The organism is Parapedobacter sp. 2B3 (genome assembly GCF_041925275.1).
In the GTDB taxonomy this organism is placed as follows: Bacteria; Bacteroidota; Bacteroidia; order Sphingobacteriales; family Sphingobacteriaceae; genus Parapedobacter; species Parapedobacter pyrenivorans_A.
The window spans coordinates 23,838-38,115 of record NZ_JBHEUZ010000002.1 but is presented as its reverse complement, the minus strand read 5'-3'; the positions used below and the strand labels follow the sequence as shown (position 1 = coordinate 38,115).

Here is a 14,278-nt window from a genome sequence, read left to right as displayed (position 1 = left end):
AAAATTAGCATCATCCGCCACCTCCGGGGCCGCGACGCATATCAGGCCCTCCTGGGCCGCCGGGCCCATCAAACCCCATCCGCCCGCCAGCGAAATTGGAAAAACGATAAGATAACGTAAGGAGAAAATAACGCGCCAACCGGTTCGTCCGACTATCGATGATCATATCTTCGGTAACGCTCCTCGACACATTGGTCTGCTCATTGAGCAAGTCATATGCCTGGAAGCGGATGGCACCGTTGCGGCCTTTCAAAAACTGCTTTTCGATATAGGCATTGATGATCATCGGGTTGGCATCCACGGCGCTATTATATCCACTATTACTCGTCTTTGCAAAATCAGCACCAACCACCCATGTAGGAGTCAGGTTTACTGACCCATTTAGCGTTACCGCCCACGTAGACACGTTCCTGTTGTTCCCTGACGAAACCGTATTCTGCGTGGTGTTGTAGGTATAACTTACACCCGGCGTGATATCGATGGTTTCTTTGGGGTTAAATCGGAAGCCCAGCCGCTGGGAAAGCACCCAATTTTTGGCCACATTCCGCATCGTGTTTAGTATCGGAGTCCCCGCGAGGTCTTCTTCCGTCGTCGTGAAGGAGATGTTGTTGTTGTAGGATACCATCCCGCCAAATGTCAATGTGTACGTACGGTTGGCAAATGGCTTGGAAAAATTATAGTAACCCCGTGTACTATAGAATCCATCCGTATTCAGGTATTCCGTTGCCTGTACCAACCCGATCGAATCATCCACGGAGGTGGTGCGGTTGGTTACGATTTTATCTTCAGACAACGATCCGGTAGCGCCGATAAAGAAAGATGAACCCTCACCGATGTTGAAGTTGCGGTAATTGAGCCGTAGCTCATGCGAAAATTCGGCAGCCAGGTCAGGATTACCCGTTATGGGAGCATTCACATTGGAATAATCTGTAAAGGGCTGCAATTGCGTAAAGCTGGGCTCATTGGCCCGGCCTGAATAATTGACACTGAACCGCTTAGTCCGCGACACTTCGTATTCTAACCGGGCCACTGGCATCCAATTGAAACCGTTCCGGTTGATGTCGATTACCTGTCCGTCAATATCGGCACCTCCCCGCAGTAGATTGGGCTGCGCGGCCACACCCAATGAGTAATTCCATTTATCGTTGCGATACCGGTAGGTGAGTGAGCCGCGGTGGGTGTAAAAGGTGTAGTCGTAATTCCGGTTATTGTTGTATTCCGGGTTGTCGATGAGGAGACCGTCTATGTCATAGGCGTTCGCCTGGCGGTCGTTGTCATACGAAGCGAAATTGAAATCATAACTTAACTCCAATGTGCTGTATTGCCCCAAAGGCTCTATATAAGACATGGACGCACCGCCATTCAGGTTCTTGTTCTGCAAATCCACCAAATGTTGCTGGTATACGCTGTCGAGGTCCTCGATCGAGGTTTCATACACCAACGTATTGAGGATACGTTCTTGGTCCTGCTCCGTGGTGGCGGTATTCAGAGAGAAATTGAAGAAGACGTTCCGCCCGTTGTCACTCAACCGTCGGTTGTACAAACCACTCGCGCCGTAGTTCGGCGCCACCGATTTATTGAGTTGTCGGTTAGTTAGCTCATTTATCAATTGCTGGCCAAGGGTATTGCTGCTCAATGACAGGTTATCAGCACGGTTATGGCGGAGACTGAAATTCGGTGAGAACTTGATGTAGTTCTTGTCATCAGGCTTATATTCCACATTCCAGCTAAACCGATGGTCGTTGCCCATGCTACCGTTATCCGTATTGCTGGTTACGTATGTAGTGGATTCCTGCAAAAAAATCTCGCGAAATTCGTCACTCAGGGTCGAGTTGTCCGTGTGGCCAAAACTGTATTCCCCATACATTGTCAGCTTATCATTGAAATCCTGCCGGTAATTTATGCCGATAGACTGCGTATTGGTGAGGCCATTGGAGCCACCCCAGCCACCACCGCCGAAACCACGCCCGAAGCTGCCTCCCCCTGGCCCACGGCGGGCACCGCCGCTGCGGGTATTAAAATCGAACAAGCTGGCGTTGACATTATTCAAGTTGCCGAGCATCGAAAGCTGCATGCCTTCCTTGAATTTACCGTACGAACCGGTCACCTGATACCGCTCTTCGGTACCCCCTCCCACGCGGAAGTTTCCGAAATCGCCCGTATTGCGGCTGGGAGCGATTTCCAGGTTCAGCACCCGCTCCGGATCGCCCGACCGATTTCCGGTAATATTGGCCATATCGCCATAATCGTCTACGATCTGGATTTTCTCTACGATCTCTGCCGGCAGGTTCTGGATGGCCGCCTTGATGTCTCCTCCGAAGAAGTCCTTGCCATTGATCCGCGCCCGAGTTACGGATTCTCCCTGCGCCGTTACATTTCCATCTTTATCCACCTCCACGCCGTCCAGCTTCTTGAGCGCATCCTCCACCAGTGCTCCCTCGCGTAGTCGAAGATCTTTCGTGGCGTATTCCAACGTATCTTCCTTTACCGTGATGGCAGCAGCCCCTGTAACGGATACCTCAGCGAGCATATGGCTCGCCTCACGTAGGGTTAGTGACACCTTTAGTTCGTTCTTTCCGGCTTCGAATACGTGCCGCTGCTGAAGTGTATCGAACCCCAGACTGGTCACGGTCACTACAAAACTGTTGCCTTTTATGTTGTTGAATGAAAAGATGCCCCCTGTACCCGAGCTGGTCTGGACCGAATCCAAGTCGGACACCAATTTGACCGATGCCCCGGCTATGGTAGCACCGTTTTGGTCGCTGAGCGTACCGATTACCCGCTTACTGGTTTGCGCCAAACCGGCAAATCCCAAAGCCATAAAAAAAGCGACCAGCAGACCTGTCTTCCTTGTTTGTCTAATGGCTGATTGATTGAAAATGTTCATCCGTTATAGTTGAATAATTAAGCTTGTTACTCCTTAGCCAGCGGTGCTTTTACCCATACACCGGCTTCTTCCCGGGGTTTTGACGGCATTTGGCTACCATAGCCATATGGATAACCATAACCATAGCCATACGGATAGCCATAGCCACGACGCATGGTGCGGGCAGAGGTGCCGCTACCGGGAACCATAATACCGTTGATTTTGACATTGAACGCAAATTCGTCACCGCCATCGACCGAAATCCCCAGCCGATTTAACGGCACCACCATTTCCACGCATAGTGCGCCGGCGCTATCCAACGTTGCTTGGGCATGGATGCCATAGGTGTTTTCCAGTGAAATCTGCCCGTCCAGCACATCGTCAAACCGCATCACATGGATGGCACGTATAGCCGCCAATGCCCCTTTCCGCATATCATCGGGCCGGTCGTCGTTATCCGCAGACATAATGGAACGGAATGCCAACCGATCGGCTACCGGAAAATAAACCGTGGGGCCGTCGCGCTTCTTTCCTTTTGTATTGACCATAAAAGCGAGCCCCTGTGCAAAAATCTGCATCTGTCGGTCTTTATCGATAACGCGTATGGCTACATATACGTGCTCCGCATCGTTCTTAATGTGATAATAGAAGTGCTGGGTGGCATGTTCGTATTGCAAAGAATCGCCCCAGTCATCGAGTTTCCCATTTACGGTAATGCCGGTGGCCCAATCCAGCGATTGCTGGACATTGCCCTTGTTGCGCTGCGCAAACGCAGGGTTAGCGACCACTAGCATCCAAATCGTGCAAATTACTATAGCCATCTGTGTTGCCATAATGCGTGGTTTTGACATTTCCTTCATGATTAAGTTTAATTGTATAAGAATTATTACAAGTGTGTTTTTAAACTCTTTTGCGGTTCAGTCGCAAACTTAGAGAAAGTTGCTTTAAATATAATTGCACGGAAATAAAAAGGCAAGTGTACTTCTATCTAGTCCATCGGTAACTTGCATATACCATACAACTTATCTAAGTTTACCCCGTTGTAACGAAAGCTAACAAGAGAATGCTACTTTCTAGATACCAGGATATACTTGTAGAAGCCGGCTGCGATGAGGCGGGGCGGGGCTGCCTTGCCGGCCCAGTGTTTGCGGCGGCGGTTATCTTCCCAGACACATTCCGCCACGACATACTTACCGACTCCAAGCAACTGTCCGCCACCCAACGCTATGCATTGCGCGGCACGGTAGAGACCGAGGCGCTGGCCTTCGCCGTGGCCAGCGTGAGCCCGCAGGAGATTGACCGTATCAACATCCATAACGCATCGTACCTTGCCATGCATCGGGCGCTTGATATGCTGGCAATAGAAGCTGAGTTTATCTTAGTAGACGGGAACAGGTTTATCCCTTATCAGCAGGTTCCGCATTGCTGTGTAGTGAAGGGGGATGGCAAGTATCTTTCCATCGCTGCTGCTTCCATACTGGCAAAAACCTATCGCGACGAATATATGGACAACCTAGCTACGGAATTTCCCGAATACGGTTGGAACCAGAACAAGGGTTACCCAACCATTCAACATCGGAATGCGGTCATGAAGCATGGTCTCACACAGCACCACAGACGGACATTCCGGGTAACGGACCCCCAACTGAAGCTCTTTTCCTGATCCGCCACGGTATGGCGGCGATAAATACGAATACACAAAGGATATGACGATGATACCTGTAACAAAAGGCATATTGGTCCTTTTGGCCGTGGCGTTTGCAAGGGCCAGCGGTGCGCAGGCCGACGGCGAGGTCCCCGTGTTCGTAGCGGACGACGATGGATATGTATTACGACCGACAGCTGCCCGATCCGGTTAAACAAGGTAGTTTGTTGGCATTCAATGGCCGAAACGGCGAGCGGCTATTGGCCTTTTGCAATGCGCCAGACACGGCGCTTAGGGATAACCTCACCCTGCGTGTAAGCAGCGTATTCCGATTTGGTGAGGATTGACCACGGGCACCTGGGCGTGCTCTTCGAAAACGATGGCTATAAACAAATCATATTCAGGAAAATCAACTGGAAACGGTAATAAGCAATTGATTATAAACGTGTCATTCCGTATTGCAGGGGTTCGATTCACGATTTCCTTTCTTATTTGCACAGAAGCTACCAAGTTAAATGAGGGTACGCTCATCTAATTTGCAGTTACACGCATGCCATTTGCTTTTGCGTAGATGAAATTCCATTTAGCACCCGTGCAATTATCTTCTGCACGCTTGAAAATCATTTTTACATTATTGAAGTTTCCTTTTACACGCATGCCATTTGCTTTTGCGTGGATGAAACTCCATTTAGCACCCGTGCAATTATCTTCTGCACGCTTGAAAATCATTTTTACATTATTGAAGTTTGCTTTTACACGCATGCAATTTGCTTTTGCGCGGATGAAACTCCATTTAGCACCCGTGCAATTATCTTCTGCACGCTTGAAAATCATTTTTACATTATTGAAGTTTGCTTTTACACGCATGCCATTTGCTTTTGCGCGAATGAAATTCCATTTAGCACTCGTGCAATTATCTTTTACACGCGTACAAATCACGTTTTCACTAGTGTAATTTGCATCTACACGCATGCAATTTACTTTTACACGCGTGCAGACATTTTTAGAGAACGCCAAAATCGAGGTTTTTGATATAACCAACGTATATTCACAAAAAAAGTGCGCCAAACGGATTTTTGCCCTACCCCGAAATATGGCACACTTTTCTTCGTTTTTTTGTCCAAAAAAACGTATGCCTCAAAATTCGCCTTTTTGCCTGAACTCAAACCACAACGCAGCCGCCAGCCCCAGTACCAGTATAATCGATCCGATCAACGAGATGGTCTCGCCTAAGTGATAGGATCTGGGTTCAAACTTAAACTCCACCTGATGATTCCCGCCCGGCAACTGCAACGCGCGCAACACGTAGTTGGCCCGCAGGATAGGAAGTTCTTCGCCATCAACGAAGGCTTTCCAACCCTTGTCATACCAGATTTCGGAAAAAATCGCAAGCGCGTCGCGCGGGGCAGAGTATTCGTAGACCAGATGATCCGGTCGGTATGATGTGAGTTCAATCGTTGCATTTTCGGGGCGGCTCAGCCGTGTTTCATCCAATAAAGGTTTGAACTCTTCATGGACAAATGCCTCTTTCAATGGGTCAAACGCATTGATGGCGTCCATTTCTTCTTCATTACTCGCCACCAAGGTCACTTTCTCTACAAACCAAGCGTTGCCCACAGCGGTACTCCGCCGTTGAATACGCTGATTATTTTCATTGTCGGCGGTAATCAGGTAACGTGTATTGAGCATATCCAGCACATCTTCATTGATGGCACCGGAAAACTGCCTTTCTATGAGCTCTTGGTAACGCATCAGCTTAGCGGCATGGTAGCCACCGATGGACTTATGGAAATACGATGTGCGTGCATCGGCAAACGGGTTCGTTGTAATATCGAACACGCGGTAGTTCGGGTCTTTGTCCATCAAAATAAGTTTGTCGACCTCCCGTTCCGGGTTAAACTGCCGCGTCAGCTGCAAGTTGTCTGCAAACCGGTCGTCATTCAGGTAGCGCCTATCTACACCCCAAAGATCGATCAGTGTCACAACGCCCAGCATTACCACCACGGCCTGTGCTTTCAGCTTGCCTTTGACCAGTAGCCAAAGCAATGCAAATGTAGCTGCCACAAACAGGAGCGAGCGGAATGCATCGGCCCGGGCCATTGACGCCCGGTCCTTTACCAACGCCGCCATCAGCTCGTTGGCGAAGGTATTATCTTGCAGCTGCTGACCATACTGCTGGGTCATGGCTTGATGGTTTGAGCTCTTGAAACTGAAAAACAGATCAGGTAACGCCGCAATCAGCAGCGCAATACCGCCTACGCCGTAAAACACATAGAGCAGTTTCCTGTCAAGCTTTTTGACGCTGGCACCGTTCGTAACGATTTCATTTATCGCCAACACGCCCAAAACCGGAATCAACAGCGAAGCAATGATCAAGATAGATTCTACCGCCCGAAGCTTATTGTACATGGGGAAATAGTAGAAAAACAGGTCGGAAACGAGCGGGAAATGCCGTCCGAACGAAAGCAGCAATACCAATGCCGTAGCACCGGCAAGCCACCATTTGAACCGACCGGGCACAATGATTAACCCCAAAACGAATAAAAACACCACACTCGCGCCGAAATACCACGGGCCGGATGTACCTGGCTTTTCACCCCAATAGGTCGGTAGGTTTGCCGCAAAGCCGGCCGCTTGGGCCGGGTCGGCTCCTTTGTTCATCACGAGCTTGGCCACGTTGGATTGTCCATCCAGCCGTGTGGACATGCCGCCGCCGTAGGCATTGGGTATTAAGAAGGTGATGCTTTCGCCCACACCCTGGCTCCAGTGGTACGCGTAGTCTCGACTCACGCCATTGTCTGCCCGCTGTGTGTTTTCGGTTTTCAGGTTAGCCTTCCCTCGCAGGGTCTCCTTGCTGTATTCATACGTGGTCCACAACAAGGAAGCATTTACCGCTACCGCCACCAGCACAGCGACGAGCTGGTAACCGATGGCTTTGCCAAATGCCAGCAACCGTTTCTCGCGGATAGCGCCATATGCCTCTATTCCCGCCAAAATCAACACTACCAAAAAGAGGTAATAGGTCACCTGGATATGGTTTACCCGGATTTCGAGCGCCATAAATAAGGCCAATATCACCGCTCCCCACAGGTACTTGCCACGGAAGGCCAACAGGATACCGGCCAATATCGGCGCCATGAACGCAATCGCATAGGTCTTGTTTGCATGGCCGGCCTCGATATAGATGAAGTTGTACGATGAAAACGCAAATGCAATCGCCCCCACAGCGGCAAGCCAGGGTTTTACCCGGAGTACACTGAACAAGAGGTAAGCACCTATCAAATAAAGCAGCACCACGTCAATAGGATGGGGGAATACCGATTTGAAACCCCGCATCAAATACGTACCGATGTTGTTGGGCAATTCAATCAATACCTGGTAAGAGGGCATCCCACTGAACATGGAATTTGTCCACAACGGCATATCGCCATCGCGCGCCTTGACCTCCAGAATCTCTTGCTGACCCGCCTGCGCCTGCAATACGTCGTGCTGGTACAATACCTTACCCTGCCATGCAGGCGGGAAGTAGATAAAGGTGATAGCGATGAAAATACCGATTATCGCTAGGTGGGTCGCATTATTGTTGAACCAGGTTTTCATTCAATGGTTTCAATTAGGGTATCTTACTTTTCGAATAAAGGCCAAACTTATATAAAATGCGTGGTATTCGCGAACTCCCCGATAATAAAAATGTCGTTGCCCACTACTCCCCCTTTTGGATAAGGCGGTTGATATCCCTCAATTCGCCAAACAACACCAAGATGTCATCTTCTGCCAGTACCGTATCCGACTGGGCGATACCGGTGGCTTCTGTGCTTACCTTCATCTTGCCTCCTTCCAGCGTTTCGGTCGATTTGATAGTAGTGAGTACGATTACCTTGAATTTATTGGTCAGGTTTGCATCTTTCAGGGTCATCCCCACATACTTCGCAGGCACCTTGGTTTCGACTATACTATACCGTTCCGATATTTTAAACGAATCCACGATATCGGTATTGTCCAACCGCATGGCTAATCGCGCCGCAGACTCTTCTTCGGGCATGATGTATTCATCGATTTCCATGGCCTCCAACACGGTCTTTTGCAGGTCGGAGACCACGCGGCCCACAATACGCTTTACACTGAACTGTTTGAGCAATGCCGTGGTAAGCAAGGAGGCACCTTCGTCCTCACCGATCGCCACGATGGCTGCATCCGCATCTTTGAGGGGCAGTGCGCTCATGGCATCCGCATCCGTCGTATCCATGCGTATAGTATGCGTTATTTTCTCCTTCAATGCCTCCACCTTTGCCATGCGGTTGTCGGCGCCGATTACCTCGTGGCCCAATTCGGTAAGGCGAATGGCAAGGGCCTTGCCGAAATTTCCCAATCCTAAAACGATAAACTTCATAACATGTTAGTTAAAACAACACCTTTTCCTGCGGGTATTCATAGCTCCTGTTTTTCGTATTCTTGATCAATGCCACGAGCAGTGTCAGCAAACCCACACGGCCAACAAACATGCTGCAGATGAGAATAACCTTACCAGCGGCGCTAAGCTGCGGTGTGATACCCAGACTAAGTCCGCACGTGGCGTAAGCCGAGAAACTTTCGAATGCGATGGATGCAAACCCGAGATGCCCATCTGTAATCGCAAGCCCAATCATGGTGGTGCCAACCGCCAAAAAGGAAAGGGCAACAACCGCAAACGCCTTGCTTATGGAGTCTGTCGATATTTCCCGGCCGAAGATTTCCAACTTATCCTTCCCCCGGGCCAAGTTGACGATATTGAGCAAGGCAACGGCAAAAGTGGTGGTTTTGATACCCCCACCGGTTGATCCGGGTGAGGCGCCCACCCACATCAAGAAAATCGCTGTGGCCAGCATGGGCATCGAAAAGCTACCTGCATCGGCCACGCTAAATCCGGCGGTACGGGCACTGTTGCCCGTAAAAAAAGCCGCGACCCATTTACCCCAAAGTTTATCGTGTGCCGCCAAGGAATGGTTATATTCCAATGCGAAGGTAACAACCGTTGAAAAGATCACGAGTATCAGCGTGACCCACATGATTAACCGGGTATTGAAACTGATTACCCATGCACGGTATGTATAAGGTTTGCCATGGAACATCCGCGAGAAAACGTTAACCACCCACCGCTTAATGAACGTATAGATATTAAAGACGATTCCAAAGCCCAATCCCCCCAAAATAAACAACAACGAAAGGACCACCTGCATCTCGTAGTTGAAGCGGAAGGCGGCTTGGTTAAACCCTCCGGCCACCGTGGTGAAGCCTGCGTTGCAAAACGCCGATACCGCATGGAAAGCCGCAAAGAACATACGGTCACCATAGGTCTCAAAATCGCCAGCTTTGGTGCTGAAGAAAATAAAAACAGCTCCCAATACTTCAAAAAAAAGCGTGATGAAAATAATCTTCAACAACGTGTTGATAACCGAAGCGACCTTATTCTGCCCCAGAAATTCACTGTACATCAACTGGTTTTTGTAAGAGAACCCTCCGCTGAAGAAATAACCGAAGAACCCGGTAAATGTCATGATGCCCAGCCCCCCCAATTGGATAAGGATGAGTACAACCGTGTGGCCAAATTCGGTAAACCGGGTAGCGATGTCTACTGTGGCAAGCCCGGTGATACACACCGCACTGGTAGCCATAAACAGTGCGTCCACAAAAGGCAGGGGAGCGCCGGCCGTCGTCTTCGGCAGCATCAGCAACAAGGTACCTGCCAGGATAAGCACCAAAAAGCTGATTACAAATAAAATGGTGGGATTGAAATAGAAATTATCAAAAAAGAGGCTGTTTTTTGACAGCTCCGTTAGAAACACCGCAAAGATACCGAGGTATAGCCATTCGTCATTGCGGAGAAAGGCAAGATGCGATTCCCCCGTTACCCGGGCAAAAATAACCATTAAGAAATACAGCGACAGCACCAGCCCCCCGTAATGGGCAACGCCCACCCTCCGCACGGCCAGGATAGAACAGCCTATACGGAGGCCCCCTAGCAAAAACAAACCATAAAACAGCCATTTGATAATAGCGGTAAATTGCCGTGCCGTAGCTTTGTCCGTATTGTACCCAAGATGGAAGAGCACAGTGAGTGCACACACCAAACTAACATAAAGCATCACCCGGTCTACGGTATTTTCCCGGTACTTAAAAATATACTTGATGTCGCTCAGCATGGCCGCGCTATTATCGTTCTATCAGCTCAATGTGGTACAGCTTGCTCCACAGTTTACCCGTTACAAACAACCGGCCGCCCCTACGATCGTAAGCAATCCCGTTAAGCTCGTTGTTGTAGTCCGCTTTTTCCGGATGGATACCGATTAGGTTAATCTCGGCTTCTACGGCGCCGGTTTCAGGGTCAATGATGACGATGATATCTTTGGTATACACATTGGCGTATACCTTGCCGTCGATAAGTTCCAACTCATTGAGGCTATCCAAGGGCCCTTTGCTATCGTACACCTCGATAAACCCTTCCTCGGCATACGTGTCTTTGTTGAGGAAATAGAGCCGGCTGGTGCCATCCGACTTAATCAGCCGCGTACCGTCGTAGCACAGTCCCCATCCTTCCCTGCTTTGGCCGTAGGTAAATTCGCCGATCTTGGCGAATGTATTCTTATTGTAAACGAACCCCACGTCGCTTCGCCAGGTCAGTTGGATGATTTTATCGCCAACCAAGGTTAACCCTTCGCCGAAATACTGCGTATCCAGTTCGATCTTCTGAAGCACCTCACCGTTCTGGTAATTTACCTTGCGGAGTGATGATTTGCCATTCCGCCCTGAACTTTCAAAGCCCGTGCTTTCGTACAAGGCACCGTTTTCGTCAAATTCAAGCCCTTGGGTGTATGCGTTGAGATCATGCGGATATTCCGCCACGACCTTGAAACCATACCGTTTCGGAGCAGGCGGCACCACCACAATATTGCTATACGCCACGCGCTCCTCACCGTTGTGGTAAAGCTTGGCGCTGAGTGTCCGGCTACCAAACGCGGCTTTTTCCGTGTCGAGACTTACCATGGTACTATCGGTTTTACGCGCCAGCACTTCACCATCCATGCTATACACCACCGAATCGAACGAAGAGACATCCTCTGGGAATACCATTTTCAACGGCACCGATTCGCCCAAGGGTACCAAGGTGCCTGCCTCGGGCATGTCAAATCTGAATTTGGATGCTTTTTTCTGTGTATTGCATGATGCAACGAAAACAAGCAATGCCACGGGTATGTAAATCAATCTGTTCATGCGGACAAACTTAGTTATTTTCTTCGTGAACGATAGTCGTACTTCCCATCAATCCGGCCAAAACGCATCGCGGATCAACCGCATATTGTAGGTGTCGTTTTTCTCCGAATACAAGATCGAAACCACATCAAACCGGATTTCCCCACCATACTTCGTTGCTGCGATGTAATGGTTCGCCGCTCGCACAAGCCTGGCCTGCTTGGTATAATCAACAAACTCGTAAGGCATCCCATAGGCACTGTCGCCACGGGTCTTTACCTCAACGAAGACCAATATTTCGCCGTCATCGGCAATAATGTCCACCTCCAAGTTTTTGTAACGCCAGTTTTGGTGCCGGATACGGTAACCCTGCCGTTGCAGCAGCCCTACCGCTGCTTCTTCTCCCCGTTTGCCTCTTTGAAGCGTATTCATTTACTTGACAACGATGGTTCCTAGTTTTTCCGCTATGATCTTCGATACATCCTTCAACCTCTGGTAGTTCGCCAGCATGATCTCCATATTGGCCGTATCCGTTTCGTCCTTTATCTCCTCCCTTAGCTGTAGTATCTGCTTCTCCACTTTCCGTTTTTTTATGCGGTATACGGCACTATAAACCAAATCCTCCAATCGCTCCGACTCATGCGAGACATAAATTTTGCGCTTCTCATCGTTCCAGTTGGGGCTCAGGCTATACTTGGCAGCGAGTAAGTCTATGGACAAATCGGCGATGGGCCGGTCTCGATGGGTGATAAACGTACGCTCATCCGGAAGCTCTCCGCGGTCGATGAACTCACGGTAAATGTCCATGATGGCAAGACACGTTGGATCTTCAAAAGACACGTCGCTCAGTCCGCTAAGCAGGAGGGGGGCTATGGGGATTTCGCCTTCTTCCCACGTAGCGGGGTAGCTGCCGTAATGCAGCAAAATCCGGATGATTTCCCGTTCATGCAGCGTGTCGGACGAGACACCATCTGTGGCTGGTTCCGCGGTGGCTGCGGGTGTGGCTTCTTCCGTAGATTGCACCGGCAAGGATTCTGCTTTCCGGTCGGCTTTCTTTGCATGACCTATCCGCAGCTTATTGAGCTCGGCAATGAGCAAGCGTTCCTCAATGTCGAGCAGTACACTGCATTCGCGAATAAATACCGACGCCTTGATGGCGTCCGGGATCAGGGCGATGCTCTCCACCACATCGTGGATTACGTTGGCACGCTTTATCGGGTCATTGCCCGCATCGCGCAGCAGCACATGGGTCTTATAGAAAATGAAATCCTGCTGGTGCTCCGCTATATACTGTTTGAATGCGGTCGATCCGAACTTTTGGACGTACGAGTCGGGGTCGTTGCCATCGGGAAAAAGCAGCACCTTTACATTAAGCCCTTCTTCCAAGAGCATATCCGTTCCGCGCAACGACGCCTTGATGCCTGCCTCGTCACCATCGTAGAGGATGGTCACGTTTTTTGTATACCGCGAAATCAACCTCACCTGCCCACTGGTGAGGGAGGTGCCTGACGAGGATACGACATTTTCCACCCCTGCTTGGTGCATGGATAAGACATCGGCATACCCTTCCACAAGGTAACAATTGTCTGCATCGAGAATCGGCTTTTTGGCAAAGTAAAGGCCATACAACACATCCGATTTGTGGTAAACCTCACTCTCCGGCGAATTGACATATTTAGGCGTTTTCTTGTCGGTTTTCAGGGTACGGCCACCGAAGCCCAGTATACGCCCGGTAAGGTTATGGATGGGGAACATCACGCGGCCCCTGAACCGATCGTACACGCTACTGTCATCCTTGCGGATGATGAGCCCAGTCGTCTCTAAAAACTCGTCCTTATGGCCCACCGCCTTCGCACGATCATACAGGGCCGTCCATCCCTCGGGCGAATAACCTAGCTCAAACTTGCGGATGATGTCGTCGCGGTACCCCCGCTCGCGGAAATAATTGAGCCCGATGGTGCGGCCCTCTTCCGCATCCCAAAGGGTCTCCTTGAAAAATTTCCCTGCCCAATTCGTAACGATAAAGAGACTTTCGCGCTTGTCTTGTGCAGCCACCTGCTCCGGCGTACGCTCGGTTTCCTCCACTTCGATATGGTATTTTTGCGCCAGGTACTTGAGTGCTTCCGGATAGGAGTACTTTTCGTGCTCCATGACAAAGCGCACCGAGTCGCCACCCGCCCCGCATCCGAAGCATTTGTATATCCCCTTGCTCACGGAGACATTGAACGACGGTGTCTTCTCATTATGGAATGGGCATAGTCCAATCAATGAGGTACCCCGCTTTTTGAGGTCCACGAAGTCGCCCACCACCTCTTCCACCCGGGCAGCATCCAGTATTTTGTCGACAACTTCTTGCTTAATCACATGCCGTTATTTGGTAGGGTAAAATTAACGAATAAGGAAGAACTACCAAGGATAACCTAAAAATATTGCGGTTTGTAGCAAACCATCCACATCAGAGCCCCCCTTTACTTAGTTTATTTTTTATTTTTGCCACACAAAGCAACAAGTACATTTTCCTCCGCGGAGATTAATTTGAA

At 49.8% G+C, this 14,278-nt stretch carries 12 protein-coding genes; 3 read left to right on the top strand and 9 right to left on the bottom strand.

All coding sequences use genetic code 11. The features are described 5' to 3' along the window. Nucleotides 1-10: 10 nt before the first annotated feature. A complete protein-coding gene (locus ACEVG1_RS02610) occupies nucleotides 11-2,887 on the bottom strand; it encodes a TonB-dependent receptor (RefSeq protein WP_374742000.1) in 2,877 nt (958 codons plus the stop codon). A gap of 26 nt (nucleotides 2,888-2,913) precedes the next feature. Then, complete coding sequence (locus tag ACEVG1_RS02605; RefSeq protein WP_374741999.1) at nucleotides 2,914-3,687, bottom strand: hypothetical protein; 774 nt, start codon at nucleotides 3,685-3,687, stop codon at nucleotides 2,914-2,916. Between the two features lie 242 nt (nucleotides 3,688-3,929). Here ACEVG1_RS02605 and ACEVG1_RS02600 point away from each other — a divergent pair, with 242 nt between their 5' ends. From ACEVG1_RS02600 to ACEVG1_RS02590, 3 genes are read left to right on the top strand one after another with little or no spacing between them, the layout of a single operon-like run. Then, entirely contained in the window at nucleotides 3,930-4,529 is a 600-nt protein-coding gene (locus ACEVG1_RS02600) for a ribonuclease HII (protein ID WP_374741998.1), read from the top strand. 49 nt (nucleotides 4,530-4,578) lie between these two features. Next, a complete protein-coding gene (locus tag ACEVG1_RS02595; protein ID WP_374741997.1) occupies nucleotides 4,579-4,725 on the top strand; it encodes a hypothetical protein in 147 nt (48 codons plus the stop codon). Beyond that, nucleotides 4,685-4,858, top strand: a complete 174-nt coding sequence (locus ACEVG1_RS02590; protein ID WP_374741996.1) for a hypothetical protein — start codon at nucleotides 4,685-4,687, stop codon at nucleotides 4,856-4,858. The genes ACEVG1_RS02595 and ACEVG1_RS02590 overlap by 41 nt, the downstream gene beginning before the upstream one ends. 184 nt (nucleotides 4,859-5,042) lie before the next feature. Here the strand turns inward: ACEVG1_RS02590 and ACEVG1_RS02585 are convergent, their stop codons facing one another. The 7 genes from ACEVG1_RS02585 to dnaG all read right to left on the bottom strand — a co-directional run bounded on the left by ACEVG1_RS02585 (nucleotide 5,043) and on the right by dnaG (nucleotide 14,102). Further along, complete coding sequence (locus tag ACEVG1_RS02585) at nucleotides 5,043-5,483, bottom strand: hypothetical protein (RefSeq protein WP_374741995.1); 441 nt, start codon at nucleotides 5,481-5,483, stop codon at nucleotides 5,043-5,045. A 165-nt stretch (nucleotides 5,484-5,648) separates the two neighbouring features. After that, nucleotides 5,649-8,111: a YfhO family protein gene (locus ACEVG1_RS02580; protein ID WP_374741994.1), complete on the bottom strand. Its 2,463-nt coding sequence runs from the start codon at nucleotides 8,109-8,111 to the stop codon at nucleotides 5,649-5,651. A gap of 103 nt (nucleotides 8,112-8,214) precedes the next feature. Next, entirely contained in the window at nucleotides 8,215-8,901 is a 687-nt protein-coding gene (locus tag ACEVG1_RS02575; RefSeq protein ID WP_374741993.1) for a TrkA family potassium uptake protein, read from the bottom strand. A 10-nt stretch (nucleotides 8,902-8,911) separates the two neighbouring features. After that, the gene (locus tag ACEVG1_RS02570) at nucleotides 8,912-10,690 is read right to left on the bottom strand and encodes a TrkH family potassium uptake protein (protein ID WP_374741992.1); all 1,779 of its coding nucleotides are present in this window, start codon (nucleotides 10,688-10,690) and stop codon (nucleotides 8,912-8,914) included. A 10-nt stretch (nucleotides 10,691-10,700) separates the two neighbouring features. After that, on the bottom strand, nucleotides 10,701-11,759 hold the full coding sequence (locus tag ACEVG1_RS02565) for a glutaminyl-peptide cyclotransferase (protein WP_374741991.1): 1,059 nt from the start codon (nucleotides 11,757-11,759) through the stop codon (nucleotides 10,701-10,703). A 48-nt stretch (nucleotides 11,760-11,807) separates the two neighbouring features. Beyond that, nucleotides 11,808-12,170 carry a YraN family protein gene (locus ACEVG1_RS02560; RefSeq protein ID WP_374741990.1) on the bottom strand — a complete coding sequence of 121 codons (363 nt, stop codon included), beginning with the start codon at nucleotides 12,168-12,170 and terminating at the stop codon, nucleotides 11,808-11,810. Beyond that, nucleotides 12,171-14,102, bottom strand: coding sequence for a DNA primase (gene dnaG, locus ACEVG1_RS02555; protein ID WP_374741989.1), 1,932 nt, complete (start codon nucleotides 14,100-14,102; stop codon nucleotides 12,171-12,173). Between the last annotated feature and the right edge of the window lie 176 nt (nucleotides 14,103-14,278).

Coding starts and splice junctions, on each gene's coding strand:
- ACEVG1_RS02610 (WP_374742000.1), bottom strand. CDS start 2,887: ATGAACATTTTCAATCAATCAGCCATTAGACAAACAAGGAAGACAGGT.
- ACEVG1_RS02605 (WP_374741999.1), bottom strand. CDS start 3,687: ATGGCTATAGTAATTTGCACGATTTGGATGCTAGTGGTCGCTAACCCT.
- ACEVG1_RS02600 (WP_374741998.1), top strand. CDS start 3,930: ATGCTACTTTCTAGATACCAGGATATACTTGTAGAAGCCGGCTGCGAT.
- ACEVG1_RS02595 (WP_374741997.1), top strand. CDS start 4,579: ATGATACCTGTAACAAAAGGCATATTGGTCCTTTTGGCCGTGGCGTTT.
- ACEVG1_RS02590 (WP_374741996.1), top strand. CDS start 4,685: ATGGATATGTATTACGACCGACAGCTGCCCGATCCGGTTAAACAAGGT.
- ACEVG1_RS02585 (WP_374741995.1), bottom strand. CDS start 5,483: ATGCGTGTAGATGCAAATTACACTAGTGAAAACGTGATTTGTACGCGT.
- ACEVG1_RS02580 (WP_374741994.1), bottom strand. CDS start 8,111: ATGAAAACCTGGTTCAACAATAATGCGACCCACCTAGCGATAATCGGT.
- ACEVG1_RS02575 (WP_374741993.1), bottom strand. CDS start 8,901: ATGAAGTTTATCGTTTTAGGATTGGGAAATTTCGGCAAGGCCCTTGCC.
- ACEVG1_RS02570 (WP_374741992.1), bottom strand. CDS start 10,690: ATGCTGAGCGACATCAAGTATATTTTTAAGTACCGGGAAAATACCGTA.
- ACEVG1_RS02565 (WP_374741991.1), bottom strand. CDS start 11,759: ATGAACAGATTGATTTACATACCCGTGGCATTGCTTGTTTTCGTTGCA.
- ACEVG1_RS02560 (WP_374741990.1), bottom strand. CDS start 12,170: ATGAATACGCTTCAAAGAGGCAAACGGGGAGAAGAAGCAGCGGTAGGG.